Raw genomic sequence first — 24,740 nt, 5'->3', positions numbered from 1 at the left:
GAATAATGCCCGCCTCGCCGTCACGGAAACCGAGAACATGCCCCGCCCGACCAGCCCGCATCCCGACGCCGAGCGCAAGAGCGCCAGCCCGCTGCACCCGCGCAATCGCCACCTGGGACGCTACGACTTTCCGCGCCTGATCGCCGGCAGCCCGGAACTGGAGCGCTTCGTCATCCTCAATCCGTACGGCAGGCAGAGCATCGACTTCGCTGATCCGGCGGCGGTGAAAGCCTTCAACCGCGCGCTGCTGCAACAGTTCTACGACGTACGCGAGTGGGATATACCCGATGGTTACCTGTGCCCGCCCATTCCCGGTCGCGCCGACTACCTGCACTACCTGGCCGACCTGCTCGGCGCCAGCCACGATGGCCTGATTCCACGCGGTCCCGGCCTGCGTGCGCTGGACGTCGGAACCGGAGCCAACTGCATCTACCCGCTGCTCGGCCACCACGAATACGGCTGGCGCTTCGTCGGCGCCGACATCGACCCGCAATCGCTGGCCTCGGCCGCTGCGATCCTCGCCGCCAACCCACGCTTCGCCGCTGCCATCGAGTTGCGCCGGCAGCCTGATCGCAGGCAGATATTCCAGGGCCTGATCGGCGTCGATGAGCGCTTCGACATGACCCTCTGCAACCCGCCCTTCCACGCCTCGCTGGACGAAGCCACGCGCGGCAGCCGGCGCAAGTGGAAGAACCTCGGCAAGCTCGACCCGACCCGTACCCTGCCGCTACTGAACTTTGGCGGCCAGGGCGCCGAGCTGTACTGCGAGGGCGGCGAAGCGGCCTTCCTGGCCGGCATGGCCGAGGAAAGCCGGGCGTTCGCCACGCAGGTGTTCTGGTTCACCACCCTGGTATCCAAGGCGAGCAACCTGCCGAACCTCCAGGAGCGCCTGAAGACGTTGGGCGCCAGCGATATCCGCGTGGTGGACATGGCCCAGGGACAGAAGCAGAGCCGCTTCGTCGCCTGGACCTACCTCGACAAGAAGCAGCGCCGGGCCTGGCGCAAGGAGCGTTGGACAGCAGCCCTCCTGGAACCACTGGGCGAATAGCCAGCACGCCTCTCCACCCGGATCCGCTGCCGAGCCAAGAATCGGACACCCCAAGGTGTCCGTTCGTGACGTCTTTCTTTTACGACCGGTCAGGCCAGATCAAGGCCGCGCATCCTCAGGCGTACATCCTGTTCCTGGACCTCGCCTGAACGTTCCGGTTTGCTTGCCAGGTCGAGAGCATCGAGCAGTCCCTGGCTATGGCCACTCTGCTCCCCCAGGGCCGCCTCTTCGAGGACCCGGCGGGTCACTCCCTGCTCATCGCTGGCGCTCAGCAGCACGCGCATGTCGGTCTCTTTGTTATAGAGAATCTCTTTTTCATTCTTGTAGTTCGATATCCCGCTGACATCGATTCCGGACCTGCCGAACACGGTGGATATCGTGCCCTGCCCGAAGCTCCTCGCGACACCGGGGTTCAGGGAGGTGGAGAGATAGCCGTCGTCGTGGCCAACCTTGCCCTCTTCCACGGCGTTGAAGGCATCCCCGCCACGGGTGCCACGGAAAGTCTTCACTACCTGTTCAGCCTGTCCGCTCTTCTCGAAGGCCGCGGACATACCTTGGTCGATCAGCTTTTGTCCCGCATCCAGCTCCTGCCCCTGACGCAGAGCGCGATTCAGGTCCGCGTAGTGAATGCCGGTGTAGAGACCAAGCGCCATCACTTCGGCGTCACTGTGGATGCCACCAGGCTGTCTGCTCAGGTACTTTTCCGCATCCGCCCCGAACCGCTTCACCAGGCCATCCGCCAGCGCCTTGTCGGCCGATACTCTGCTGACCTCGCTCTCTACCGCTTGGCGCAACAGTGCGACCTCGCTCATTACCTGATGCAACTGGTCGGTGATTTCGCGCCGCAGTTCCGGGCTTGCGTCGAGCACCAGTTGACTCGCGGCACCGCCGGTGGTGCCCCACTGCTGCAGCGCGATCCCGCCGATGCTCCGTTCGAGCAGGCGGCCAGCCTGGATACGGGACTCCTCGACCTGGCTGCCGGCACGAATGCCGGCCAAGGCGGTGCTCAGCGAACGCAGCGCCCCATCTCCGCTGGCCAGGCGGGAGTGCTCCCGGGCCAGTCCTTCCGGTGTCAGGGTCGCCAGCTCGCTCGCCTTGTCGAGTCCCTTCAAGGTCATGGGCAATGCCTGCTGCAGCACCATCTGCTTGAACACGACGGCCGAGGACATGACCGCAGGCTGCGCGTCCTGACTGGGCTGCGGGCCGGTGCGGGCGTGGGAGCCCAACAGCTTGCCCAGCCAGTCCATGATCGCCACGAAGGGACGCACGAGTGCCGCACCCAAGCGAGCGAGCAGCCCCTCACCCTTCGGCGCGTCCTGGCGCTGGGCCAACTGCTGCGCTTCACTGGGGGTGGCGACCTGGCGGGCCTCAATCTGTCCCAAACGCCCACTGGCGGCCTGGTGCAATTCGACGGCGAAAGACGGACTCTGCTGAAGCGATTGAATATGCATGATGGTTGCCTTCTCCTGATGTTTCTCCGCCAGTCTAGGAACGGGAAACCCCATCGCCTATCAGGATTGGCCGCCGTTTTTTCACTGGAATCGGCAGCGGCAAAACCTAAAAAAAGAGAACCACGATTAACAGTCTCTCCGGGCTGGCACTGCTCTAATGGCTGCCTCCAGTGACTCGGAACACGCCATGAATCCACTCTACCGCGCCGCCATCCACCAGCTTTTTCTCGCTCTCGATCTCCCGACGCCCAACGACGAGGAGAGCGTACTCAGCCTGCAGGTGGGCCCGCATCTCTGCCATCTGGCAGAACATCCGACCGATCACCTGTTGATGTTCACCCGCCTGGAAGGACAAGGAGACGCTACGGCCAACGAGCAGAACCTGTTCAGCCAGGACCCTTGCAAGCCGATCCTGGGCCGTGACCCCGAAAGCGGCGAACGGCTGCTCTGGAACCGCCAGCCCTTGCAGTTGCTGGACAGGGCCCAGATCCACCATCAACTCGAACAACTGGTCGCCGCCGCCGAAGAGCTACGCTGAGCCCAGTCGGGCGAAAGGAGCCGATGCCGCAGGTTCTGCTTTCCTCGAAGCCCCCGGGGCTTAACTCCATTGACCATGCCGAGCCAGCCGGAGCACCTGCCCTCGAGGCAGCCGGCTGCCACTGCCCGGGGGCAGTTCCAACTGCGTCAGCCCATGCAGCGCGTGCGAACAGAGGGGAGCCGAGGGATCGGGTGGCAGGAGCGAGATGCGACTTCGCGCTATCGACGGGCGTCCGGCTCGCTCCACTGTCGCCGTCCTCGCGTCCTGCTCCTCGTACCGGCAGTCCCCATCAGTTCCAGCGGACGTTGAGCACGAAGAAGTTCGCCAGCACCCAGACCACCAGCAGCAGGTGGGTCAGTTGCAATCCCTCCTGGCGGATCCAGTAGCCGAACCAGAGCCCGCTCAGCAGCATGCCGAAGAGCAAGCCGAGGGCCGCGCTCAGGACCAGGCTGAGCCAGGGCCGGGCCGCCTCCAGGCCGGCGCCGAACAGCAGTTCGCAACAACCGGTCCGGGCCGTGACGACGGCAGCGACCTACAGCGAACCGAGGCCGGGCGCAGGCGGAATCGAGCCGTTCGAGGGGCGCCAGCCTGGCGCCTCGCGGGCTCAGACCGGCGGCGTCTCGAGGAACACCGGCAACCCCTCCGCATAATCCGAATAGCTTGCCAGTTCCGGGTATTCGCTGGCGGCGACCCGCTCCGCGACCACCAGTTGGCTGAAGCGCCAGGCCACCGCGACGGTCACCCCGACCAGCTCGATGCCACCGTCGCGTGCCAGCGGCTCCTGGCGCAGCGCTGCCTCCAGCCAGTCGTAGGCCGCCAGCAACTGCCCCTCCACCCGCTCCAGCCAGGGGCCGTGGCGGCGTTCCTCGGGACGCAGGTTCAGTTCGTAGTAGATCTGCACGGATTTCTCGCAGGCCACCAGCGCCGCGCCGATCAGACTCAACGCCCGTGCACGGGCCTGCGGCCGTTGCGGCAGCAGACTGCGTTCGCGGCCGGCCAGGCACTCCAGGTAATCGAGGATCAGGCTGGAGTCCATCAGCACGGTGCCATCGTCCAGCACCAGCGTGGGCGCCTTGACCATCGGGTTGAACAGGCTGAACGCCTGGAAATTGCGGAACACCGACAGCGGCCGGTGCTCGTAGGGCAGGTCCAGCAGGCGCAGGGCGATGGCGACCCGGCGCACAAAAGGCGAATCCAGCATACCGATCAGTTGCATCGCGGCATCCTTTGTCGATGATTAAGCGCCGCTAAGAGGGCGACGCCTGGGAAAATCACTCTAGTCGTTGCACAACGCGAAAAATATCGAGATAAATTCAGCGAATCCTTTAGAAAAACTTACATGAGCGACCTCCCTCCCCTCACCGCCCTGCGCAGCTTCGAAGCGGTCGCCCGGCTCGGCAGCATCAGCCAGGCCGCCAGCGAGCTGCACGTCACCCACTCAGCGATCAGCCAGCAGATCAAGCTGCTGGAAAACCTCCTCGGCCTGGCCCTGTTCGTCCGCGAGGGGCGAGGCCTGCGCCTGAGCGAGAACGGCCGGTTCTACGCCCTGCAGGTACGCGCCTCTCTGGGCGAGATCGCCGACGCCACGCGGGTGGTGCGGGCGCGTCCACGGGAGGGTGAGCTGGTGGTCACGGTGATGCCGTCCTTCGGCCTGAACTGGCTGCTGCCGCGCCTGCCGCGCTTTCGCGAGCGCCATCCGCACTGTCGCGTGCGGCTGGTGGCCAGTCTTGACGTGCAGAACCTGCGCCAGGGCCTGGCCGACCTCGGCGTACGCATCGGCAAGGGCGACTGGGAAGGGGTCGGTCGGGAACGCCTGTTCGACGACGAGTTGCTGATGGTCGCCGCGCCCGACTTCAACGGCGGCCGCCTGCCGCGCACGCCGAGCGAGATCGTCGCCTGCCCTACACTGCGCTCCACCGAATCCTGGGCGCTCTGGTGCCAGCGTGCCGGCGTGGCGGAACCGCAGCACGGACTGCTGATCAATGACTCGAACCTGCTGCTGGAAGCCGTGCGCCTGGGCCAGGGCATCGCCCTCGAGCGTCGCAGCCTGGTCGCCGGCGCCCTCGCCGAGGGCCGCCTGGTGCAACTGGGCGACATCCGCGTGCCCTACCCCTATCCCTACTGGCTGGTCTGGCCGCAGCGCGAGCCGCCGAGCGACCGCCACCAGGCCTTCGCCGACTGGCTGCGCGAGGAGGCCCGGCGCTACCAGGCCGAGCAACCGCCGCTCAGCGAATGAAGTTGCGGCTGATCTCGCGGAAGCGGTCGCTGCCGGCGCGTTCCATCCATTCGAAGGCGACCATCTCCCGCGACACGATCATCGCCCCGGCCTGGCGCATCCGCTCCACGGCCAGCGCCTTGTCGCTCGGCCGCCGCGAGCCGATCGCCTCCTCCACGACGAACACTTCGCGACCACGGCCAAGCAGGTCGAGCACGGTCTGCAGCACGCAGACGTGCGCCTCGCTGCCGCAAACCACGAACTGCCGGCGGTCGCCGCCGGGCGCGCGCAGCAGGGCGCCGTCGGCGGCGGCCGAGAAGTCCAGCTTCTCGAGGATCTGCGTGGGCTCCAGCTCATCGCGCAGGGCCGCCACCGTCGGCCCCAGGCCCTTGCTGTACTGCTCGCTGGCCAGCACCGGCACGTCCAGTGCGCGGGCCACGCGCAACAACCACTGGCTGTACTCGACCAGCGCCGGACCGTCGTCGATGGCCGGCAGCAGGCGTTCCTGGATATCGACCACCAGCAGGGTCGAGGTTGCGGCGCGGATCAGCATGGCGTCCTCCTTCGGTTCGACGTCTCGGTTCGTCTGGCTTAGGCTTGCACGGCACGGGCGCCATGGACAGCGCGTCCTCCCACAACCCTAGCAGGAGCCTGCGATGAATATCAGCCTGCATTTCGAATCGCGCCTGCAGGCCAGCCCCGAACAGCTCTGGCGGTGGATCACCTCGGTGGACGGGATACTCCGCGAGATACGCCCGTTGCTGAGCATGAGCGTACCGCCCGGTATCCGCAGCCTCGAAGACCTGGAGGTGGTGCCCCGGCGCCCGCTGTTCCGCAGCCACATGCGCCTGTTCGGCTTGCTGCCGCTGGGCACTTCGCAACTGACCCTGCTGGAGTTGACGCCCGGCCACGGCTTCATCGAACAGTCGCCGATGACCGGCATGCGCCTCTGGCGCCACGAGCGACGCATCCTGCCGACACCGGGCGAGGCCGGGGAATGCCTGCTGGTCGACCAGTTGACCGTGCGCCCGCTATTCGCCGCCGGACTGGTACGCTGGTTCCTCACCCGCATCTTCCGGCATCGCCACCGGGTGCTCTGCCGGCAGTTCCGCACGGACCGCCGGTGACCCTCGGCTACGCTGAGGAGTGCGCCCGCCCGCATCCGTCATACCCTTCTGGAGAGCAGCACAAGGACCGCTCATGAATCGCATCAAGCACCTGCTCAAGGACCTCGCCATCCTGATCCGCGCCAACCTCTGGCTGATCCCGGTGATCGCCGCCCTGGTCGCCGCGGTGTTCTATTTCGTCGCCCCGCCGCCGCCGATGAGCGCGACCATGGCCACCGGCGCCGAGGGCGGCGGCTACGCCGTGTTCGCCGGCAAGCTCCGGGAAAAGCTCAAGGAGCAGGGCTTCGAACTGAAGCTGGTGCCCAGCGCCGGCTCGCGCGACAACCTGGAGCGCCTGCTCGGCACCGGCGAGGTCGACATCGCCCTGGTCCAGAGCGGCCAGGAGCGCCAGCTCGAAGCCGGGCAGGCGCGCCAGTTGCAGACCCTCGGCGCGGTCTACCAGGAACCGCTCTGGCTGTTCCACCGCAGCAACGTGCACATCGACCAGCTCAGCGACCTGCTGCACCTGCGCCTGGCCATCGGCAGCGACGGCAGCGGCACCCGCGCCGCCACCGAGGCGATCCTGCAGGCCAACGACATCGCCCCGGGACACTATCCGATCACCTGGGAAGCCCGCGGCGGCAACGCGGTGGTCGACGACCTGCTGGCCGGCAAGCTGGACGCGGCGTTCATCGTCGGCCCGGCGGAGAACCCGGCGATCCAGAAATTGGCCGACAACGACCAGCTTCGCCTGGTCAACTTCCGCCGCAGCGCCGCCTACGAGGCGCGCCTGCCGTTCCTCAAGCGGGTCGAGGTCGGCGAGGGCCTGCTCAACCTGCCGCGCAACGTGCCGGAACGAAACATCAGCACCCTGTCGCCGGTGGCCACCCTGGTGATCAACGAACGCTTCCACCCGGCGCTGATCCCGCTGGTGCTGGAAGCCGCGCGCGAGGTGATGAAGGACGGCAGCCTGCTCGACAAGCCCGGCGCCTTCCCCAGCGCCGAGCCGCGCACCCTGCGCCTGCACGAGGACGCCGAGCGCTACTACAAGAGCGGCCTGCCGCTGCTGCAGCGCTACCTGCCGTTCCGCATCGCCTCCCTGGCGGACCGCTACATCATCCTGCTGATCCCGTTCATCGCCATCCTCATCCCGCTGATGAAGTCCATCGGCCCGCTGTATCGCTGGCGCATCCGCGCGCGCATCTACCGCTGGTACCGCTACATCCGCGACATCGACCGCAAGCTCGACAGCGGTACCGACGCCGAGCAACTGAGAAGCGAGATCGAGCGGCTGGAGAAACTGGAGAGCGAGCTGAACACCGTGGAGGTGCCGCTCTCCTACTACCACGAGCTGTACGAGCTGCACCTGCACCTGAACTTCGTGATCAAGCGCCTGCACGGTCTGCAGGAACGCCAGGCGACGCAGGCAGAAGCCGGCAACCTCGGGTAAACTGGCCGATCCGCGGGCGCGCCAGCGGCGTGTCCCGCAGCGTCGCGGAAACCTGCGCGGCGCCGCCGATTACCTGAAAGGTCGAACCTGACATGCCGATCCATCACGCCATCGTCCACCTGATCGAGAAGAAGCCCGACGGCACCCCGGCCGTGCTCCACGCGCGCGACGCCGAGTTGGGCGACTCCCAGGCCATCGAGAACCTGCTGGCCGACCTCAACGAAAGCTACAACGCCAAGAACAAGGCCTGGGGCTTCTTCCAGGGCGAGTCCGGGGCCTACCCGTTCAGCGGCTGGCTCGGTGAGTACCTGGAGGGCGATCGCGACTTCGTCGGCTTCAGCCGCGAAGCGGTCGAACACCTGCAGAAGCTGATGGAGGAGTCCAATCTCTCCACCGGCGGCCACATCCTGTTCGCCCACTACCAGCAAGGCATGACCGACTACCTGGCGATCGCCCTGCTGCACCACAGCGAAGGCGTGGCGGTGAACGAGTCGCTGGAGGTCACCCCGTCGCGCCACCTGGACCTCGGCCAGTTGCACCTGGCCGCGCGGATCAATATCTCCGAATGGCGCAACAACAAGCAGTCGAAGCAGTACATCTCGTTCATCAAGGGCAAGGGCGGGAAGAAGGTCTCCGACTATTTCCGCGACTTCATCGGCTGCCAGGAAGGGGTGGATTCGCCGAGCGAGACGCGCACCCTGCTGAAAGCCTTCAGCGATTTCGTGGAAAGCGAGGACATGGCCGAGGAACAGGCCCGCGAGAAGACCGAGACGCTGGTCGACTACGCCACCTCCCAGGCGCGCATCGGCGAGCCGATGACCCTCGACGCGCTTTCGGAACTGATGGACGACCAGCAACCGCGGGCGTTCTACGACTACATCCGTAACAAGGACTACGGCCTGTCGCCGGAAATCCCGGCGGACAAGCGCACCCTCAACCAGTTCCGCCGCTTCACCGGCCGCGCCGAAGGCCTGTCGATCAGCTTCGAGGCGCACCTGCTGGGCTCCAAGGTGGAATACGACGAAGAGCGCGACATGCTGATCATCCGCCAGTTGCCGACCCAGTTGAAGGACCAGCTCAAGCGGCGCAAGGACTGACCCGCGCCGCCCCGGAGCGCCGCCGGCGCTCCCTTTCCCTCCTCAGCCGCAGGCCCAGTCGAAGCGCATGTCGCGGAAATCGAGCTGGGCGTTGCCGCCGCCGAAGTTGTAGCCGCCCAGGTATTCCTCGAACTCTACGTAGAAGGGACTCATCTCCGGCACGCCCTGCACCGGACGCATGGTGCCGCCGATATGGTTCGGCAGGAGCCCTTCCACCCAGGGATGCTCGCGGTAGTTGTCGCGCTCGATCTTGCCGTCCAGCCAGTAGTGCGGCAGCTGGTAGCCGCCGTCGCCGTATTCGCTGGGCACCACCCCGGCGTTGGGGTCTTGCGCCCGCGCCGTCCAGCGCAGGGGGTAGCGCTGCTGGTGGCCGGCCGCCGGGCGACCACCGAGGGCGCGCAGCAGGTAGTAGTCGTCCTCCGCCCAGTCCGGCACGAAGCTGGCCGCCGAACCAGCCTCCAGCCACTGCGGCGGCTCGGTCTGCGCCAGCAGCGGGTTGCCCGCCGGCAGCGCCGGCGGCTGGCAGGGCGCGCCGCTGAATTCAGCGGCGTCGAGCAGGATCAACGCATAGGCACCGCCGAGGATGTCCTCCATCCGGTGCAGACGCGGATGGCTATTGCGCCCGGCCTCCCAGAACGGCCGCAGTTCCGCGTCGGCCGGCGGTTGCGCGGGCGGATCGATGAGCATCTCGCGAATGCCGTCGACGCTGGTCGGTCCACCGTCGTTCTGGTCCGGGGCGAGGGAGAAGAAGCTCAGCGCGACGATCTCCGGGCCATGCACCCGGTAGTCCTCCGGCAGCAGCAGGGTGAAGCCGTGCATCAGCGGATAGCCGGTGTCCGGATCCAGCGGCCACTGCTCCGGACGGATGCCCGGCGGCAGGCCGAAGCACCAGCCGTGGTTGGCTTCGCCGGCGTGCGCGGCGTCGTTGACGATTTCGATGTCGTAGGCTTTCATGGCCACTCCCTGGTCGGTTTTTCCTGTTCCCGGCCACGCCGGCCGGGTGTCTCAGTGTAAAACGGAGTCCCCCGCAGGCGAAGGACTTTCAGCCCAGGCCCACGCCGAGCGCGGTACCCAACCCATAGGTGAAGGCCGCGGCAAGGGTACCGACCAGCACCTGGCGCAACGCCGAGAACGCCAGCGGCCGCCCGGTGAAACGGGCGGTGACCGCGCCGCTGAACAGCAGCGCAAGCAGGCTGAACAGCAGGCTTGCGACCAGCGCCGCGGCGCCGTCGAGGAACAGGAACGGCGCCACCGGCACCAGGGCGCCAAGGGAAAACAGCAGGAACGACGTGCCCGCCGCGTTCCACGGGTTGCCGCCCAACTCCGTCGGATCGATGCCGAGGGCCTCGCGGGACAAGGTGTCCAGCGCGCCACGACCGTCGTTCATCAGTTGCAGGGCCACGCGCCGGGCGGATACCTCGCTCAGCCCCTTGGCGGTGAAGATATCGATCAGTTCCTGGGTCTCGGTGTCCGGGCAGAGCCTGAGCAGGCGTTCTTCCTCGGCGATGCGCTTGCTCGCCATCTCGCGGGCGTTGGTCACCGACAGCCACTCGCCGAGGGCCATCGAGCAGGCCCCGGACACCAGTCCGGCCATCCCGGTGAGGACGATGGACGAATGCGCCATGCTCGCACCCGCCACGCCCATCACCAGGCACAGGTTCGACACCAGGCCATCGTTGGCACCGAGCACCGCGGCGCGCAGCTTGGTGCCGGCGTCGCGGTCCGGCCTCGCCTCGGGCAACGCGCACTGCGGCGGATCGGCGTCCGGCCGCAGCGGCGGGGTCTCCGCCGGCATGCCTCAACGCGCCTCGATGCGAAAGCCCAGGCGCGGGAAATGCACATGCACGGTACCCGCCCGCGGGTCTTCGCGGCGCAGGATGAGTTCCTCGCTGCCGGCGAAGAGCAGTTCGCCCTGTACCGCGTCGACACCGTAGTCGGTGGCGGCGATGGCGACCGCCTGGCCGGGCAGGAAACCGTTGGGGTCGCTGAAGGATTCGTCCGGCAATGCCGCGGGCTGGCTGCCGCGAGCCACCTCCAGGGCTTCCTCCGCACTCATCTCGGCTGGCGCGCCATGGCCGAAGCCGAGCACCCGTCCCAACCAGGCCTGCACCTGCGGGTAATCGTCGACCAGCGGCGCGGTGACCGGCGTGCCCTTGAGGAACCACAGGCAGTGCGCCACGGCGAAGTCGGCGACGGACGCTTCGCCGAACAGGAAATCGCCGTCCTCGCGCGACAACTGGCGCTCCAGTCGCGCCATGAATGCCGGCCACTGGTGGCGCGCCTGTTCCAGCGGCAGGCGGCCGGCGCTGCCGCCGCTGAATAGCTGGCTGCGATCGGCCATGAAGGCCTTGAGGAATTCCGGCGGCAGCTTGCCGAAACGCACGGCGATGGACTCCGGGGCGAACGCCAGGCTTACCGCGTGCTGGAACAGCACCGCGTCGGCCCACTGGGCGAAGCTCGCGGCGACCATCTCCTGGCCTTCGGGAAACAGCGCCGGAACCGCCTTTTCCTGCTCCAGGCGACGGGCGATCAACGCGGTATCGCAATACACATCGGCGCCGACCTGCAACACCGGGGTCTTCCGATAGCCGCCGGTCAGCGCCACCAGGTCCGGCTTGGGCATCACCGGCGGAATCATCACCGAACGCCAGGACAGTTGCTTGAAACCGAGCAGCAGGCGCGCCTTCTCGGCGAAGGGCGAAGTGGGATAGTGATGCAGGATCAGCTCTGACATGGGCGCCTCCGGGCGGATGTGAGGCACCAGCTTAGCGCGGCTGGGAAAACACGCCTATGACAATCCGGGACATGAAGGGCGCCCCATCGCCTGGCCCGATGGGCCTGGCGATGGGCGCGCTCAATCCAGCCGGCACCCCTGGCGGGTGATGGTCATCCGCCGGTACGCCGCACGCGGCGCCTCGCGCGCCTCCAGGGCGGCGAGGAACTCCCGGGGACGGTCCAGCGGCAGGCCGGTGAGGAAGGCGCTATCCAGCTCCCACCAGCGCGAGGCGAGCAGACCCTCGATGATCTCCGGCGGATGCCGGTAGCGGATCACCTGCGCCGGGGTGCCGGCGACGATGGCGTAGGGCGGCACGTCGCGAGTGACCACGGCGCGCGTGGCGATGATCGCCCCGGTCCCGACCTTGACCCCTTCCATCACCATCGCGCTGTGCCCGATCCAGACGTCGTGGCCGATTTCCGCGTAGCTCAGCGCCGGCTCGTAGCGCAGCGCGGTGCCGGTGTGCTGGAAGGGGTGGCTGCTCACCCAGTCGCTGGGATGGGTGTGTTTTTCCTGGCCGATGAAACAGTCCGAGCCGATCGAGCAGAAACGCCCGATGGACGCCACCAGGGACAGGTCGGTGCCGCTGCGCACATAGCTGTAGGCGCCGATCTCCAGCCTCGGTGGGACGATGCGCAGGTGGCCGAGTTCGACCTGCTCCTCGAGCACCAGCGTGGTGCGCTTGCCGACACTGGCCGGGCCGCCGGCCAGCTTGCAGCCGCGGCGGCGGATCCAGCGTTTCCACCAATGATTCTTCAGGTAACCCACGAATACCCCATGACCGCAGATGAACGTCCTAGATTGCCGGCTCGCCGACCTCGCGCAACACCGGTACGCCGACCAACAGGCGCTCCTTGGCGCGCTTGCTCAGGGCCTTGATCGCCCGCTCGCGGCGCAGGGCGTCGCCCTTGCTGGCGCAGGCCTCGACGTAGACCAGCGCGCGGGCGGGGCTGGAATGGAAGAACCGCGCGCCCTTGCCGCTGCAATGAGTGTCGAAGCGGCGCAGCGGATCGTCGCTGATGCCGCAGTACAACGCGCCGTTTTCCGCCCTCACCAGGTAGACCGACCAACACTTCCCGATCGCCGCCGTGGCGGCCGTCGCCTCACTCACTCCAGACCCGCTCCCGCATCCGCTCGCAATACGCCACCTGGCGCGGATAGCCTCGCGCCACATGGCTGAGTGGGGTATCCAGGGTCGCCTCGATGAGGTTGGCGAGGATACCGTAAGCGGCGGCATCGGCGCTGCACGGATGTTCGCCGCCGTAGTACGGGACCTGGCCAAGCAGGCCGTCGAGGGCATCGAGGTCGTCGCGGGCGAAGGCCAGCAGTTCGTCCCTGCCGTGGACCCCGAGTCCCTGCGCCCTGAGGGTAGCGCGGACCTTGCGGCGCATGGCCCAGGCCACCGCGTCGCGCACGCCGAATGGCAGCGAGCCGAAGAACACCGGCTTGAGCACGCGCCAGCTGTCCTCGTCGAACCAGCGGAAATACAGCATCAGGTAGTACAGGTGTTCGTCGCACAGGCGCGTGATCGCCCGTGCCCAACCCTTGCCCCGGGCATCCAGGCCGGCGTCGAGAGTGACCCCGTAGCGCTCGCCGAGGGTACGGATGACGATCTCGCTGTCACCGATCGCCTCGCCCTCGATACGCACGTAGGGCAGCTTGCCCTTGGGCGCCTTGCGCGGGTCGCTGACGACCTTCACCTGATACTCCAGGCCGGCCAGGCGCAACCAGGTTTCCAGTTTCAGGCAGTAGGGACTGGCATTGGGTACGTTGAATGCGGCGGGAAACTGGAAGAGCGTGATCATCGCGGCGTCCTGCGGGTTGTCCGCGGCGAGCTTAGGAGATTATCCGCGCTTCGGCCACCGACAGCCTCAGCCGGCCGCCGGATGGGCAGCCTGGTAGGCGGCCAGGCCCTTGCGCGCCTGCCCGCGGATCGCCCGCTGCACCGGCGGCGCCCAGCCCAGCAGCAGGCCCTTGGCGCCAAGCGCCTGGCGGCTCCAGCGCCACAGGTCGAACTGGTCGCGATGCTCGACGATCAAACCGCCGGCGAAGCGGAAACGGGCCTCGATGCGATTCTCCACCCTGCGCCCGGTCTGGGTGAACAGGTAGTGGGCCACCCATTGCGCACGCCCCTCGTTCTCGTCGGCGCGGACGTTCGCGTAGTCCAGGCGGAAGTCCCGCGCCCGGCTGGTCAGCAGGCGCCACATGTCGCCCACCTCGCGCCCGCGCAGTTCGCCGAAGGCCGGGTCGTGGAAGGTCGCCTGGGGAGCGTAGCAGGCCGCCATGGCCTCGCCGTCGAGGCGCTGGAAGGCCTGGTAGAAGCGCTCGATCAATTCGGCGTTGGGGTGGGCCATGCGGGGTTCCTTGCGATGATAGGGACTTGCCAGGCGTCCCCAGGCGGGAACGCCGTCGTGCCGGGTCGTTTCAGCCGAACCACTCGCGGGCGCTGCGCCAGAGGCAGATACCGACGAAATAGGCCGAGGCGGCGAACCACAGGCCGAGCAGGATCGGCAGGTCGGCCGGCTGCTGAACGATCAGCAGACCGCTGCTGATCAGCCAGACGAAAGTCACGGCGATGTTCAGCGGCATGAACTGGCGCACGCGGAACGGGTGGAGGAACTTCATCCGGGTCAGGGTCAGGGCAGCCAGCACCAGCACCGTGGCGAGGTTGACCCAGGGGTGCAGGTCGAGCACGTAGAAGTACACCGCCACCACGTTCCAGGCGGCCGGGAAGCCGACGAAGTAGTTATCGGTGCTCTTCATGTTGACGTTGCAGAAGCAGAACAGCGATGAAACCAGGATCACGCCCACCGCCAGCAGCTCGAAATGCTCCGGCAGGGGGATGTAGCGGTAGATGAAGATGGCCGGGATGAACACGTAGGTCAGGTAGTCGATCACCAGGTCGAGCACCGAGCCGTCGAAATGCGGCAGCATTTCCTTGACTTCGTACTTGCGCGCCAGGGTGCCGTCGAGGCCGTCCACCAGCAGGGCCAGGCCGAGCCAGAGCAGACAGGCCTGGGGTTTGTTGTCGACCAGCGCGAGCAGGGCCAGCAAGGCCAGGATCACGCCACTGGCGGTGACGGCGTGGACGCCCCAGGCCTTGGCTTTGTTGATGGGAGTCATCGATAGGTTCACGGGCATTTCTCTTGTTCGGTGTTCGGCATGACGCGTCGCTCTATAGTGCACCGGCACCGGTGCGTCTGTCTGTTATCGGATTGTCGGTGCTGGCGAGAGTTCAGCCAGCCCCGCCGGTCAGCGAATCGGCGGCGCATAGTGCAGGCCGCCGAGATTCCATTGCGCGTTGAGGCCGCGCGGCATCTTCAGCGGGCTGCCGTCGCCGACGTTGCGGGCGAAGATCTCGCCATAGTTGCCGACCTGGCGCACCATCTGCACCACCCAGTCGCGCGGCAGTTGCAAGTCCTTGCCGGCGTCGCCCTCGCTGCCGAGCAGGCGGGCGACGTCCGGGTTGCGGCTGTCCCTGGCCTGGCGCTCGACGTTGCTCGAGGTGACCCCCAGCTCCTCCGCGTTGAGCAGGCCGTACAGGGTCCAGCGGACGATGTTGAACCAGGCTTCGTCGCCCTGCCGCACGGCCGGGCCGAGCGGCTCCTTGGAGATCACTTCCGGCAGCACCACGTACTGCTCCGGCTTGGCCAGCTTCAGGCGCTGGGCGTAGAGCTGCGACTGGTCGGAGCTGAGCACGTCGCACTGCCCCGCCTCCAGTGCACGGGCGCTCTTCTCGTAGCTGTCGTCGAGCACCGCCTTGTAGCGGATGCCGTGGGCCCGGAAGTAGTCCGCCACGTTCAGCTCGTTGGTGGTGCCGGACTGGATGCACACCGTCGCGTCCTTCAGTTCGCGGGCGCTGGACACGCCGAGCTTGCGATTGACCAGGAAGCCCTGGCCGTCGAAATAGGTGACGCCGGTGAAGTGGATGCCCAGCGCGGTATCCCGCGAGCTGGTCCATGAGGTGTTGCGCGACAGCAGATCGACCGTGCCGGACTGCAACGCCGAAAACCGCTCGGTGGCGGACAGCGGGGTGAAGCGCACCTTCTCGGCATCGCCGAACAGCGCGGCGGCCAGCGCCCGGCAGATGTCGACGTCGAGCCCCTTGAAACGGCCCTTGGCGTCGGCGTAGGAGAACCCCGGCAGGCCGTCGCTGACGCCGCACTGCACGTAGCCCTTGCGCTTCACCGCATCCAGCGTCGCACCGGCCTCGGCCGTGGCGCTGGCGCCGAGGCAGACAGCGGCCAGCAGCAGCCAGGTACCTTTCATTATTGTCATCTGTTCGCCACTCCCTTCGCCGCCCCTGGGTGAACCGCCGGCCCCGCGCCGGTCGCTTCCCGGGCCGGTCGCCGCACTGTAACCGCAAGCGCCGCGGCACCGGCAGAGGCAGCCGGCGGCGCGACGGCGGCGGGCGACGAACGGCGTACCCGGCGCACTTCCCTTAGCAAAGCGCATCCGCGGGAAATTGGCGAATGCATGATCTGCGACAATCTGGCCGACTTGCGAGCGGGAAAGCGCCTGTTGTCGAATGGTCCTCCCATTCCGAACGCATATGCCCCCTGCCTGGAGCCGTCATGAGCGAACCCCTGATCCTCGATGCCCCGAATGCCGACGCCTGTATCATCTGGCTGCACGGCCTGGGCGCCGACCGTACCGACTTCAAACCGGTGGCCGAAGCCCTGCAGATGGTCCTGCCGAGCACCCGCTTCATCCTCCCCCAGGCGCCGAGCCAGGCGGTGACGGTCAATGGCGGCTGGGTCATGCCGAGCTGGTACGACATCCTTGCCTTCAGTCCGGCGCGGGCCATCGACGAAGACCAGTTGAACGCCTCCGCCGACCAGGTCATCGCTCTCATCGATGAACAGCGCGCCAAGGGCATCGCCGCCGAGCGGATCATCCTCGCCGGTTTCTCGCAGGGCGGCGCGGTGGTCCTGCATACCGCCTTCCGCCGCTACGCCCAGCCGCTCGGCGGGGTGCTGGCGCTATCCACCTACGCGCCGACCTTCGACGACCTGGCGCTGGACGAGCGCCACAAGCGGATTCCGGTCCTGCACCTGCACGGCAGCCAGGACGACGTGGTCGACCCGGCGCTTGGCCGCGCGGCCCATGACGCCTTGCAGGCGCAGGGCGTGGAGGTGGGCTGGCACGACTACCCGATGGGCCACGAGGTGTCCCTGGAGGAAATCCACGACATCGGCGCCTGGCTGCGCAAGCGCCTCTGACGCCCGGAGCTTCTCTCAGACGGCGTGCAGCCGGTAGTTCAGCGCGTAGCCGCCGAGCAGCTCTTCCAGCGCCGCCTGGCGTCTTTCGTCAAGCGCGGGAACGTGCAGGTGGGCGAGCTGGCCGTGGCGCTCGTCGGCGACCACCTCCACGCGGATATCCTCGGCGATCCTCCGGCTTTCCTCCTCCAGCACCCGGCGGATCGCGTCCAGGCGCAGCGCCGGCTTGAAGGTCTTGCCCACCGCGGTGACCGGCATGCTCTCGATCAGCCAGATATCCTTGGGCACCGCCGCGCGCTCCGGTACGTGGCGGCTGGCGTGCTCCAGCAGCTCTTCCTCGCTGGCGCTGGCGCCGGGCTTGAGCTGGATATACGCCACCGGCAGCTCGCCGGCCTTGGCGTCCGGCTTGCCCACCGCCGCCGCCAGGGCCACGGCCGGATGCCGGTGCAGCGCTTCTTCGATCATCTGTGGGTCGATGTTGTGGCCACCGCGAATGATCAGGTCCTTGCTGCGCCCGGTGAGCCAGATGTAGCCGTCCTCGTCGATACGACCGAGGTCGCCGGTATTGAACCAGCCATCGCCGATCCAGATATCGCGGTTCCGGTCCTGTTGCAGGTAGCCCTTGAACACCGTCGGGCCCTTCAGGCAGAGGTTGCCCACCTCGTTCGGCGCGGCATCGCGCAGGTAATTGCCCTCGCCGTCGAGCACCGCGACCTTCACCTGGCAGTACGGCAGGCGCAGGCCGATCGAACCCGGCCGGCGCTCGCCGCCACGCGGGTTGCAACTGGTGCCGCAGGTACCTTCGGTGAGGCCGTAGCCCTCGATCACCTTGAGCCCGGTACGCGCCTCGAACTGGCGGATCAGCTCCACCGGCATCGGCGCCGCGCCGCACAGGGCGAAACGCAGGCTGGACAGGTCGCGGCCATCGCTGGGGACCTGCAGCAACGCCGCGTAGATGGTCGGCACGCCACTGAAGCTGGTGACCCGGTAGCGTTCCACCAGCTTCCAGAAGTCCTGGATCAGGGTCGGATTGCGGTAGCCCTGGGGCCCGGCCAGGAGCACCTGGGCGCCGCGATGGAAGGGCGCCAGGCCGGTAACCATCACGCCGTTGACGTGGAACAGCGGCAGGCCGCAGAGCAGCACGTCGTCCACCCCGTAGTCGGCGTTCAGGCCCATGATCTCGGCCATCGCCACCTCGTTGAAGTGGCTGTGCGGCGCCAGCTTCGGCGTGCCGGTGGTGCCGCCGGTGTGGAAATAGGAAGCGACGTCGTCCGGATGGATCGCCCGTCCGCTCTCCAGGCGGTCTGCCGGGCAGTCGGCGATCAGCGTATCGAAGTCCAGCACGCCCTCCGGCAGCGGCCCGCGCTGGGCCTTGAGCGCCTCGCGCTGCGGCGCCGGCAACAGGTTGGCCGGATCGACCACGACGATCGCGTACAGCTCCGGCAGCTGCGCGCGCAGGCCGGCGACCTTCTGCCACAGGTCGGTGCCGGGGAACGGCGCCAGGGTCACCAGCACCCGGGTGTTGGAGGCGCGGATCAGCTCGGCGATGTGCTCCGGCTCCAGCAGCGGGTTGATCGCATTGACGATCCCGGCAGCCTCGCCGCCCCAGATCACGTAGTGGGTCTGCGGCAGGTTGGGCAGCAGGAAGGACACCGCCTGGTGGCTTTCCAGGCCCAGCCGGTGCAAGGCGTTGGCGGTCTGGGTGACGCGGGCGAACAGCTCGGCATAGCTGATCCGCAGCGGTTCTTCGGCGGCGCTGCCATGCAGCAGGCAGCTCAGGGCGATACGCTGGCCGTGGCGCTGGGCCGAGCGTTGCAACAGTTCGTAGGTGCTGGACGGCAGGTCACGCTGTTCCAGCGGCACGCGTTCCAGGGCTTCGATATCGCTCAGCCCGGCGATCGATGGGGACGGATTCATGGTTTTCTTGTTCTTCCGTTGGTGAGTGGGCGGACACTCGCCGGATCGCTCCGGCACCGTCCCGAAGATGCCACCCCCGTCGTCGCCCTACCGTTGTCTTTTTGTAGCGCGCCACCGGTCGCGCGCACGAGTCCTCCCGAAGGCTGCCCCGGGAGCTTCGCGCAGCCCCCTCCAGGCCCCGTCCGGCCAGGGCTGGAGGGCGCCGGCCAAGCATGGATTTCTCCCCGCTGGCAACATGCTTTACACTGGCGCCCGTTCATTCCTTAACCACTACGAGATCGCCGTGCTCAAAGCACTCAAGAAAATCTTCGGCAAGGCCGACGGAACCCAGCCGCAGAGCGGTTCCTCCCCGGTCCCGCAAGGCCCTGCCGGCGCTACCGCGAAAGGTACCGCCCCCACCGGCGAAAAGCCGACCGAGAAACGCCCACGCAAACCGCGCCCCCCGCGCGCCGACAACGAGTCCGGCGCCCCGCGCGCCGCTGAAAAGGCCGAGAAAGGCGAAAAGCCCGCCAAACCCGCCGCCAAAGAAGGCCGGGACGCCAAGCCGCGCAGCGACAAGCCGCGCCGCGAACGCAAGCCGAAGCCGGTGGACAACTGGAAGCTGGAAGACTTCGTGGTCGAACCGCAGGAAGGCAAGACCCGCTTCCACGACTTCAACCTCGCCCCGAGCCTGATGCACGCCATCCATGACCTCGGCTTCCCCTACTGCACCCCGATCCAGGCGCAGGTACTGGGCTTCACCCTGCGCGGCCAGGACGCCATCGGCCGCGCACAGACCGGCACCGGCAAGACCGCCGCGTTCCTCATCTCGATCATCACCCAATTGCTGCAGACCCCGCCGCCGAAAGAGCGCTACATGGGCGAGCCGCGCGCGCTGATCATCGCCCCGACCCGCGAACTGGTGGTACAGATCGCCAAGGACGCCGCGGCGCTGACCAAGTACACCGGGCTGAACGTGATGACCTTCGTCGGCGGCATGGACTTCGACAAGCAACTCAAGCAGCTGGAAGCGCGCTTCTGCGACATCCTGGTAGCCACCCCAGGCCGTCTGCTGGACTTCAACCAGCGCGGCGAGGTGCACCTGGACATGGTCGAGGTGATGGTCCTCGACGAAGCCGACCGCATGCTCGACATGGGTTTCATCCCGCAGGTCCGGCAGATCATCCGGCAGACCCCGCACAAGGGCGAACGCCAGACCCTGCTGTTCTCGGCGACCTTCACCGACGACGTGATGAACCTCGCCAAGCAGTGGACCGTCGATCCGGCGATCGTCGAGATCGAGCCGGAGAACGTCGCCAGCGACACCGTCGAGCAGCATGTCTACGCCGTGGCCGGCAGCGACAAGTACAAGCTGCTGTACAACCTGGTGGCGCAGAACAACTGGGAACGGGTGATGGTCTTCGCCAACCGCAAGGACGAAGTCCGCCGCATCGAGGAACGCCTGACCAAGGACGGCATCAGCGCCGCCCAGATGTCCGGCGACGTACCGCAGCACAAGCGCATCCGCACCCTGGAAGGCTTCCGCGAAGGCAAGATCCGCGTCCTGGTGGCAACCGACGTGGCCGGCCGCGGCATCCACATCGACGGCATCAGCCATGTGATCAACTTCACCCTGCCGGAGGACCCGGACGACTACGTGCACCGTATCGGTCGTACCGGCCGCGCCGGCGCCTCGGGCACCTCGATCAGCTTCGCCGGCGAGGACGATGCCTTCGCCCTGCCGCCGATCGAAGAACTGCTGGGCCGCAAGATCACCTGCGAGATGCCGCCGGCCGAACTGCTCAAGCCGGTACCGCGCAAGCACTGAACGCAGGCGTGGAGAAAAAAGGCGAAGCCATCCGGCTTCGCCTTTTTCGTTTCTGCGACACGCAGGTGCCGCCGTCGGTCATCGAGGCGGGTCGGCGCTTGCCCGGCAATACCTTAAAGTCCAGAATGGACAAATTGTTTACATCCATTCCGGAGATCGCATGAGCGCCGCCACTCCCCTGATCGTCCAGCAGGCCGAAGCCGAGCAACTGCTCGCCCGTATCGACGTCCTCCAGGCCATGCGCCAGCTGTTCCTCGACCTGGCCGCCGGCCAGGCGCTCCAGCCGGCCCAGCAACTGGTGGAGTTCCCCGCCGGTCGCGGCGACTTCATCAACTACCTCGGCGTGCTCGCCCAGGAACAGGTCTACGGGGTCAAGACTTCGCCCTACATCGTCCGCGAACAGGGCCCGTTGGTCACCGCCTGGACCCTGCTGATGTCGATGCAGACCGGCCAGCCCTTGCTGCTCTGCGATGCCGCCCGGCTGACCACCGCGCGCACCGCCGCCACCACCGCGGTGGCGGTGGATGCCCTGGCTCCGGCCGAAGCCGGCCGCCTGGCGCTGATCGGCAGCGGACCGGTAGCCCATGCCCACCTGCAATACGTGAAGGGCCTGCGTGACTGGCAGGGCGTGCGAGTCCATTCGCCGTGCCTGGACGAGCGCCGCCTGCAAAGCCTGCGCGCCATCGACCCGCGCGCCGAAGCCGCCGGCAGCCTGGAGGAAGCGCTGGACGAAGCCGATGTGATCCTGCTCTGCACCTCCTCGGCCCGAGCAGTGATCGACCCGCGCCAACTCAAGCGCCCGGCGCTGGTCACCTCGATCAGCACCAACGCGCCCCGCGCCCATGAGGTACCGGCGGAAAGCCTGGCGGCCATGGACGTCTATTGCGACTACCGGCACACCACCCCAGGCTCCGCCGGCGAGATGCTGATCGCCGCCGAACAGCATGGCTGGAGCCCCGAGGCGATCCGCGGCGACCTCGCCGAACTGCTCAGCGGCCAGGCGCCACGTCCGGAATACCGGCGCCCGGCGTTCTTCCGCTCGATCGGCCTGGGCCTGGAAGACGTAGCCCTGGCCAACGCCCTCTACCGCCTGCGCCAGGCAGGCTGATCGCGCGATGCAGGAGAGCAGCATGATCGAAGCGGATTACCTCGTCATCGGTGCCGGCATCGCCGGCGCATCCACCGGCTACTGGCTGTCGGCCCACGGCCGGGTCGTGGTGCTGGAGCGCGAGGCGCAGCCCGGCTACCACTCCACCGGCCGCTCCGCCGCGCACTACACGGTGGCCTACGGCACACCCCAGGTGCGCGCGCTCACCGCCGCCAGCCGGGCCTTCTTCGACAACCCGCCGGCCGGCTTCTGCGAGCATCCGCTGCTCAGCCCGCGTCCGGAAATGGTGGTCGACTTCAGCGACGATCCGGAAGAACTCCGCCGTCAATACGAAAGCGGCAAGGCGCTGGTGCCGCAGATGCGCCTGCTGGACGCGGAACAGGCCTGCTCGATCGTGCCGGTGCTGCGTCGCGACAAGGTCTTCGGCGCCACCTACGACCCCACCGGCGCCGACATCGATACCGACGCCCTGCACCAGGGCTACCTGCGCGGCATCCGCCGCAACCAGGGGCAGGTCCTATGCAACCACGAAGCGCTGGAGATCCGCCGGGTCGACGGCGCCTGGGAAGTCCGCTGCGACGCCGGCAGCTACCGCGCGGCGGTGCTGGTCAACGCCGCAGGCGCCTGGTGCGACGCCATCGCCGGGCTGGCCGGCGTCCGCCCGCTGGGCCTGCAGCCCAAGCGCCGCTCAGCCTTCATCTTCGCCCCGCCGCCGGGCATCGACTGCCACGACTGGCCGATGCTGGTCAGCCTCGACGAATCCTTCTACCTGAAGCCGGACGCCGGCATGTTGCTCGGCTCGCCGGCCAACGCCGATCCGGTCGAAGCCCACGACGTGCAGCCCGAGCAACTGGACATCGCCACCGGCATGTACCTGATCGAAGAAGCCACCACCCTCACCATTCGCCGCCCGGAACACACCTGGGCAGGGCTGCGCTCGTTCGTCGCCGACGGCGACCTGGTGGCCGGCTACGCCGCCGATGCGGAAGGCTTCTTCTGGGTCGCCGCCCAGGGCGGCTACGGTATCCAGACCTCGGCGGCGATGGGCGAGGCCAGCGCCGCGCTGATCCGCCACCAGCCGCTGCCGGCGCACCTGCGCGAGCACGGCCTGGACGAGGCGATGCTGTCGCCGCGCCGCCTGTCCCCCTGATGACCCGGCGGCGGGTTTGCGGCACACTCGCCTCGCCCGCCGTCCCACGAGAGTTCCTGCGCATGAGCCCGAGCCAAGACCCCAGCCTGGAGAACTACCGGGCGATCGCCGACGGCATCGCCACCCTGTTCTTCCCCCACGCCGAAGTGGTCCTGCACGACCTGCGCAGCCAGCGGGTCGACTACATCGCCAACAACCTGTCCAAGCGCGAGGTCGGCGACGACTCGGCGCTGGAAGACATGCTCGAAGGCGATAGCGACGAGCGCAACATCGGTCCCTACGAGAAGCTCAACTGGGACGGGCAGAAGATCCGCTCGGTCAGCACCGTGCTGCGCGACTCCGCCGGCCAGCCGCTGGCGGTGCTGTGCATCAACCTGAACATCAGCCTGTTCGAGAGCGCCAAGGCGGCACTCGACCTGTTCCTCTCGCCGAGCAAGCTGATCCCGCAACCGGACGCGCTGTTCCGCGACGACTGGCAGGAGCGCATCAACACCTTCCTGCACGGCTGGCTGCGGCAGCGCCAGCTCGGCTTGAACCTGCTGACCCGCGAGCACAAGCGCGAACTGGTCCTGGCCCTGCACGCCGAGGGCGCGTTCAAGGGCAAGAGCGCGGCCAACTATGTGGCCAACGTGCTGAACATGGGCCGGGCCACAGTCTACAAGCACCTCAAGGAGCTGAAGGAAGGCGGCGACTGACGGCAGCCGCCGCCGGCGAGCGGTCAGTCGCCGTAGATGTCGCTCTTGAAGTACTTGCCCTCGATGCGCTTGTAGGTCCCGTCGGCACGAATCGCGTCGATCGCCGCGTTGAGCTTGCCGACCAGCTCGGCGTCCCCCTTGCGCACCGCGATCCCGGCGCCCTCGCCGAAGTATTTCGGGTCCTTGAACTCCGGCCCGACGAAGGCGTAGCCCTTGCCGCGCGGGGTATCGAGGAAGCCGGTCTGCAGCGGGATGGAGTCGGCGAAGGTGGCGTCGAGGCGGCCGGCCACCAGGTCCAGGTAGATCTCGTCCTGGCTGGTGTAGCGCACCACTTCGGCACCGGCCTTGGCCAGCACCGCACTGGCGAAGCGGTCGGCGGTAGCGCCGCGCTGCACGCCGATGCGCTTGCCGGCCAACTGGCTGAAGCTGTCGTCGAGCTGGGCGCCTTCCTTCATCACCAGGCGGCCCGGCGTGAAGTAGTACTTGTGGGTGAAGTCCACCGAGCGCCGGCGTTCCTCGGTGATGGTGATGGAGGACAGCGCGGCGTCTATCTTGCGAACTTTCAGCGAGGGAATCAGGCCATCGTACTCCTGCTCGATCCACTGGCACTTCACCTGCATCTGCGCGCACAGCGCGTTGCCGATGTCGTAGTCGAAGCCGGCCAGTTCGCCTTCGGCGGTCTTGAAGGAAAACGGCGGGTAGGCGGCCTCGATGCCGATCCGCAGGTTGCCATCGGCGGCGACGGCGGATCCGCTGGCGAGCACGCCGAGCAGCAGGCCTCCCAGCAGGTTCTTGGTGTTCAGCGACTTGATCATGGACGACTCCAGGGGTGACGAAGGTGCGCCCGCGGCCCGGGCAGGAAACAGACGGTGATCCGCCTTTATACTTTTCGTCCAATCTGGACCAAAAAGTATACATCGTCAATCGCCGTCCCTCCTCCGCTACCCCTCCTTACCTCCTTCGAGGAATAGGCCCGCCGGCCCGCGGGACTTAGTCTTGAGCCATACACAGCCACCCCGCGAGGTGTTCCGCTACGCAGACATCACCCCTTGCTCCATTTCAGCTATCACGGTTAAGGCTCTATTTACGCCTGGATCCCCGCGTCACGCTCATGCCGCGGGGATTTTTTCGTTTCGTCAACGCCCTTGAGAGGCTTCGCTACC

The 24,740-nt window shown here is 67.4% G+C and carries 25 protein-coding genes and 1 pseudogene; 11 read left to right on the top strand and 15 right to left on the bottom strand.

Annotated elements, in window-relative coordinates; genetic code table 11:
- Positions 1 to 37 precede the first annotated feature (37 nt).
- The gene (rlmF, locus tag LJF27_RS04425) at positions 38 to 1,048 is read left to right on the top strand and encodes a 23S rRNA (adenine(1618)-N(6))-methyltransferase RlmF (RefSeq protein WP_003092887.1); all 1,011 of its coding nucleotides are present in this window, start codon (positions 38 to 40) and stop codon (positions 1,046 to 1,048) included.
- Positions 1,049 to 1,137: 89 nt separating this feature from the next.
- Here the strand turns inward: rlmF and exoS are convergent, their stop codons facing one another.
- Positions 1,138 to 2,499 carry a T3SS effector bifunctional cytotoxin exoenzyme S gene (exoS, locus tag LJF27_RS04420; protein WP_023117148.1) on the bottom strand — a complete coding sequence of 454 codons (1,362 nt, stop codon included), beginning with the start codon at positions 2,497 to 2,499 and terminating at the stop codon, positions 1,138 to 1,140.
- 187 nt (positions 2,500 to 2,686) lie between these two features.
- On the opposite strand from exoS, the gene LJF27_RS04415 reads away from it, so the two are divergent.
- Positions 2,687 to 3,037: a CesT family type III secretion system chaperone gene (locus LJF27_RS04415; protein WP_003113790.1), complete on the top strand. Its 351-nt coding sequence runs from the start codon at positions 2,687 to 2,689 to the stop codon at positions 3,035 to 3,037.
- Positions 3,038 to 3,326: 289 nt separating this feature from the next.
- On the opposite strand, the pseudogene LJF27_RS30435 reads toward LJF27_RS04415, so the two are convergent.
- Together LJF27_RS30435 and LJF27_RS04405 are read right to left on the bottom strand one after the other, a co-directional pair.
- Positions 3,327 to 3,566, bottom strand: a pseudogene (locus LJF27_RS30435) (DUF2165 family protein); the annotation flags it as partial.
- A gap of 75 nt (positions 3,567 to 3,641) precedes the next feature.
- A complete protein-coding gene (locus LJF27_RS04405) occupies positions 3,642 to 4,253 on the bottom strand; it encodes a glutathione S-transferase (RefSeq protein WP_003113789.1) in 612 nt (203 codons plus the stop codon).
- A gap of 123 nt (positions 4,254 to 4,376) precedes the next feature.
- Here LJF27_RS04405 and LJF27_RS04400 point away from each other — a divergent pair, with 123 nt between their 5' ends.
- Entirely contained in the window at positions 4,377 to 5,273 is an 897-nt protein-coding gene (locus tag LJF27_RS04400) for a LysR substrate-binding domain-containing protein (protein ID WP_003100573.1), read from the top strand.
- Here LJF27_RS04400 and LJF27_RS04395 read toward each other — a convergent pair.
- Positions 5,263 to 5,805, bottom strand: a complete 543-nt coding sequence (locus LJF27_RS04395) for a hydrolase (RefSeq protein ID WP_003100571.1) — start codon at positions 5,803 to 5,805, stop codon at positions 5,263 to 5,265. The genes LJF27_RS04400 and LJF27_RS04395 overlap by 11 nt on opposite strands.
- A gap of 103 nt (positions 5,806 to 5,908) precedes the next feature.
- Here LJF27_RS04395 and LJF27_RS04390 point away from each other — a divergent pair, with 103 nt between their 5' ends.
- The 3 genes from LJF27_RS04390 (at position 5,909) to yejK (ending at position 8,905) form a co-directional block, all read left to right on the top strand.
- On the top strand, positions 5,909 to 6,379 hold the full coding sequence (locus LJF27_RS04390) for a hypothetical protein (protein WP_003100569.1): 471 nt from the start codon (positions 5,909 to 5,911) through the stop codon (positions 6,377 to 6,379).
- A 73-nt stretch (positions 6,380 to 6,452) separates the two neighbouring features.
- Positions 6,453 to 7,808, top strand: a complete 1,356-nt coding sequence (locus tag LJF27_RS04385) for a TAXI family TRAP transporter solute-binding subunit (RefSeq protein WP_003111143.1) — start codon at positions 6,453 to 6,455, stop codon at positions 7,806 to 7,808.
- Positions 7,809 to 7,900: 92 nt separating this feature from the next.
- A complete protein-coding gene (gene yejK, locus LJF27_RS04380; RefSeq protein WP_003113787.1) occupies positions 7,901 to 8,905 on the top strand; it encodes a nucleoid-associated protein YejK in 1,005 nt (334 codons plus the stop codon).
- 42 nt (positions 8,906 to 8,947) lie between these two features.
- On the opposite strand, the gene LJF27_RS04375 is transcribed toward yejK, so the two are convergent.
- The 9 genes from LJF27_RS04375 to LJF27_RS04335 all read right to left on the bottom strand — a co-directional run bounded on the left by LJF27_RS04375 (position 8,948) and on the right by LJF27_RS04335 (position 15,959).
- Positions 8,948 to 9,859, bottom strand: coding sequence for a hypothetical protein (locus LJF27_RS04375; protein ID WP_023117149.1), 912 nt, complete (start codon positions 9,857 to 9,859; stop codon positions 8,948 to 8,950).
- A gap of 88 nt (positions 9,860 to 9,947) precedes the next feature.
- Positions 9,948 to 10,700 carry a VIT1/CCC1 transporter family protein gene (locus tag LJF27_RS04370; protein ID WP_023117150.1) on the bottom strand — a complete coding sequence of 251 codons (753 nt, stop codon included), beginning with the start codon at positions 10,698 to 10,700 and terminating at the stop codon, positions 9,948 to 9,950.
- 3 nt (positions 10,701 to 10,703) lie between these two features.
- Positions 10,704 to 11,639, bottom strand: coding sequence for a glutathione S-transferase family protein (locus tag LJF27_RS04365; RefSeq protein ID WP_003092916.1), 936 nt, complete (start codon positions 11,637 to 11,639; stop codon positions 10,704 to 10,706).
- 120 nt (positions 11,640 to 11,759) lie between these two features.
- Complete coding sequence (locus tag LJF27_RS04360; RefSeq protein ID WP_003092917.1) at positions 11,760 to 12,449, bottom strand: CatB-related O-acetyltransferase; 690 nt, start codon at positions 12,447 to 12,449, stop codon at positions 11,760 to 11,762.
- Positions 12,450 to 12,477: 28 nt separating this feature from the next.
- Positions 12,478 to 12,792: a GIY-YIG nuclease family protein gene (locus LJF27_RS04355; RefSeq protein WP_003119275.1), complete on the bottom strand. Its 315-nt coding sequence runs from the start codon at positions 12,790 to 12,792 to the stop codon at positions 12,478 to 12,480.
- Positions 12,785 to 13,486: a glutathione S-transferase C-terminal domain-containing protein gene (locus tag LJF27_RS04350; RefSeq protein WP_229601845.1), complete on the bottom strand. Its 702-nt coding sequence runs from the start codon at positions 13,484 to 13,486 to the stop codon at positions 12,785 to 12,787. Before LJF27_RS04350 ends, LJF27_RS04355 begins: the two co-directional genes overlap by 8 nt.
- 66 nt (positions 13,487 to 13,552) lie before the next feature.
- Complete coding sequence (locus LJF27_RS04345) at positions 13,553 to 14,035, bottom strand: nuclear transport factor 2 family protein (RefSeq protein WP_003118297.1); 483 nt, start codon at positions 14,033 to 14,035, stop codon at positions 13,553 to 13,555.
- 70 nt (positions 14,036 to 14,105) lie between these two features.
- Positions 14,106 to 14,822: a phosphatidylcholine synthase gene (gene pcsA / locus LJF27_RS04340; RefSeq protein ID WP_003105024.1), complete on the bottom strand. Its 717-nt coding sequence runs from the start codon at positions 14,820 to 14,822 to the stop codon at positions 14,106 to 14,108.
- Positions 14,823 to 14,933: 111 nt separating this feature from the next.
- Complete coding sequence (locus tag LJF27_RS04335; protein WP_003119272.1) at positions 14,934 to 15,959, bottom strand: amino acid ABC transporter substrate-binding protein; 1,026 nt, start codon at positions 15,957 to 15,959, stop codon at positions 14,934 to 14,936.
- Between the two features lie 296 nt (positions 15,960 to 16,255).
- Here LJF27_RS04335 and LJF27_RS04330 point away from each other — a divergent pair, with 296 nt between their 5' ends.
- Positions 16,256 to 16,903, top strand: a complete 648-nt coding sequence (locus LJF27_RS04330) for an alpha/beta hydrolase (protein ID WP_003105021.1) — start codon at positions 16,256 to 16,258, stop codon at positions 16,901 to 16,903.
- Positions 16,904 to 16,918: 15 nt separating this feature from the next.
- Here the strand turns inward: LJF27_RS04330 and LJF27_RS04325 are convergent, their stop codons facing one another.
- The gene (locus tag LJF27_RS04325) at positions 16,919 to 18,817 is read right to left on the bottom strand and encodes an acyl-CoA synthetase (RefSeq protein ID WP_015649496.1); all 1,899 of its coding nucleotides are present in this window, start codon (positions 18,815 to 18,817) and stop codon (positions 16,919 to 16,921) included.
- 283 nt (positions 18,818 to 19,100) lie between these two features.
- Between LJF27_RS04325 and rhlB the strand changes: the two genes are divergently transcribed.
- The 4 genes from rhlB to dauR all read left to right on the top strand — a co-directional run bounded on the left by rhlB (position 19,101) and on the right by dauR (position 23,577).
- Positions 19,101 to 20,624 carry an ATP-dependent RNA helicase RhlB gene (gene rhlB, locus LJF27_RS04320; RefSeq protein ID WP_003158777.1) on the top strand — a complete coding sequence of 508 codons (1,524 nt, stop codon included), beginning with the start codon at positions 19,101 to 19,103 and terminating at the stop codon, positions 20,622 to 20,624.
- 160 nt (positions 20,625 to 20,784) lie between these two features.
- Positions 20,785 to 21,732 (top strand): NAD(P)H-dependent anabolic L-arginine dehydrogenase DauB, encoded by a 948-nt coding sequence (gene dauB, locus LJF27_RS04315; protein WP_003119268.1) that lies wholly within the window; start codon positions 20,785 to 20,787, stop codon positions 21,730 to 21,732.
- 22 nt (positions 21,733 to 21,754) lie between these two features.
- The gene (gene dauA, locus LJF27_RS04310) at positions 21,755 to 22,882 is read left to right on the top strand and encodes an FAD-dependent catabolic D-arginine dehydrogenase DauA (protein WP_003122058.1); all 1,128 of its coding nucleotides are present in this window, start codon (positions 21,755 to 21,757) and stop codon (positions 22,880 to 22,882) included.
- Positions 22,883 to 22,944: 62 nt separating this feature from the next.
- Positions 22,945 to 23,577, top strand: a complete 633-nt coding sequence (dauR, locus tag LJF27_RS04305) for a transcriptional regulator DauR (protein ID WP_003113779.1) — start codon at positions 22,945 to 22,947, stop codon at positions 23,575 to 23,577.
- A gap of 23 nt (positions 23,578 to 23,600) precedes the next feature.
- Here dauR and LJF27_RS04300 read toward each other — a convergent pair whose 3' ends face one another.
- Positions 23,601 to 24,392 carry an ABC transporter substrate-binding protein gene (locus LJF27_RS04300; protein ID WP_003118292.1) on the bottom strand — a complete coding sequence of 264 codons (792 nt, stop codon included), beginning with the start codon at positions 24,390 to 24,392 and terminating at the stop codon, positions 23,601 to 23,603.
- Between the last annotated feature and the right edge of the window lie 348 nt (positions 24,393 to 24,740).

Source organism: Pseudomonas sp. 203-8 (genome assembly GCF_020708595.1).
In the GTDB taxonomy this organism is placed as follows: Bacteria; Pseudomonadota; Gammaproteobacteria; order Pseudomonadales; family Pseudomonadaceae; genus Pseudomonas; species Pseudomonas aeruginosa.
This window is presented reverse-complemented; position numbering and strand designations above follow the sequence as displayed.

Excerpts from the sequence above, each read along its gene's own strand:
- LJF27_RS04390 (WP_003100569.1), top strand. The coding sequence starts at position 5,909 with ATGAATATCAGCCTGCATTTCGAATCGCGCCTGCAGGCCAGCCCCGAA.
- dauB (WP_003119268.1), top strand. The coding sequence starts at position 20,785 with ATGAGCGCCGCCACTCCCCTGATCGTCCAGCAGGCCGAAGCCGAGCAA.
- rlmF (WP_003092887.1), top strand. The coding sequence starts at position 38 with ATGCCCCGCCCGACCAGCCCGCATCCCGACGCCGAGCGCAAGAGCGCC.
- LJF27_RS04415 (WP_003113790.1), top strand. The coding sequence starts at position 2,687 with ATGAATCCACTCTACCGCGCCGCCATCCACCAGCTTTTTCTCGCTCTC.
- LJF27_RS04385 (WP_003111143.1), top strand. The coding sequence starts at position 6,453 with ATGAATCGCATCAAGCACCTGCTCAAGGACCTCGCCATCCTGATCCGC.
- LJF27_RS04375 (WP_023117149.1), bottom strand. The coding sequence starts at position 9,859 with ATGAAAGCCTACGACATCGAAATCGTCAACGACGCCGCGCACGCCGGC.
- LJF27_RS04335 (WP_003119272.1), bottom strand. The coding sequence starts at position 15,959 with ATGACAATAATGAAAGGTACCTGGCTGCTGCTGGCCGCTGTCTGCCTC.
- LJF27_RS04330 (WP_003105021.1), top strand. The coding sequence starts at position 16,256 with ATGAGCGAACCCCTGATCCTCGATGCCCCGAATGCCGACGCCTGTATC.
- LJF27_RS04370 (WP_023117150.1), bottom strand. The coding sequence starts at position 10,700 with ATGCCGGCGGAGACCCCGCCGCTGCGGCCGGACGCCGATCCGCCGCAG.
- exoS (WP_023117148.1), bottom strand. The coding sequence starts at position 2,499 with ATGCATATTCAATCGCTTCAGCAGAGTCCGTCTTTCGCCGTCGAATTG.
- dauR (WP_003113779.1), top strand. The coding sequence starts at position 22,945 with ATGAGCCCGAGCCAAGACCCCAGCCTGGAGAACTACCGGGCGATCGCC.
- LJF27_RS04325 (WP_015649496.1), bottom strand. The coding sequence starts at position 18,817 with ATGAATCCGTCCCCATCGATCGCCGGGCTGAGCGATATCGAAGCCCTG.
- LJF27_RS04395 (WP_003100571.1), bottom strand. The coding sequence starts at position 5,805 with ATGCTGATCCGCGCCGCAACCTCGACCCTGCTGGTGGTCGATATCCAG.
- LJF27_RS04350 (WP_229601845.1), bottom strand. The coding sequence starts at position 13,486 with ATGATCACGCTCTTCCAGTTTCCCGCCGCATTCAACGTACCCAATGCC.
- LJF27_RS04405 (WP_003113789.1), bottom strand. The coding sequence starts at position 4,253 with ATGCAACTGATCGGTATGCTGGATTCGCCTTTTGTGCGCCGGGTCGCC.
- yejK (WP_003113787.1), top strand. The coding sequence starts at position 7,901 with ATGCCGATCCATCACGCCATCGTCCACCTGATCGAGAAGAAGCCCGAC.
- LJF27_RS04345 (WP_003118297.1), bottom strand. The coding sequence starts at position 14,035 with ATGGCCCACCCCAACGCCGAATTGATCGAGCGCTTCTACCAGGCCTTC.
- LJF27_RS04400 (WP_003100573.1), top strand. The coding sequence starts at position 4,377 with ATGAGCGACCTCCCTCCCCTCACCGCCCTGCGCAGCTTCGAAGCGGTC.
- pcsA (WP_003105024.1), bottom strand. The coding sequence starts at position 14,822 with ATGCCCGTGAACCTATCGATGACTCCCATCAACAAAGCCAAGGCCTGG.
- LJF27_RS04365 (WP_003092916.1), bottom strand. The coding sequence starts at position 11,639 with ATGTCAGAGCTGATCCTGCATCACTATCCCACTTCGCCCTTCGCCGAG.
- LJF27_RS04300 (WP_003118292.1), bottom strand. The coding sequence starts at position 24,392 with ATGATCAAGTCGCTGAACACCAAGAACCTGCTGGGAGGCCTGCTGCTC.
- dauA (WP_003122058.1), top strand. The coding sequence starts at position 21,755 with ATGATCGAAGCGGATTACCTCGTCATCGGTGCCGGCATCGCCGGCGCA.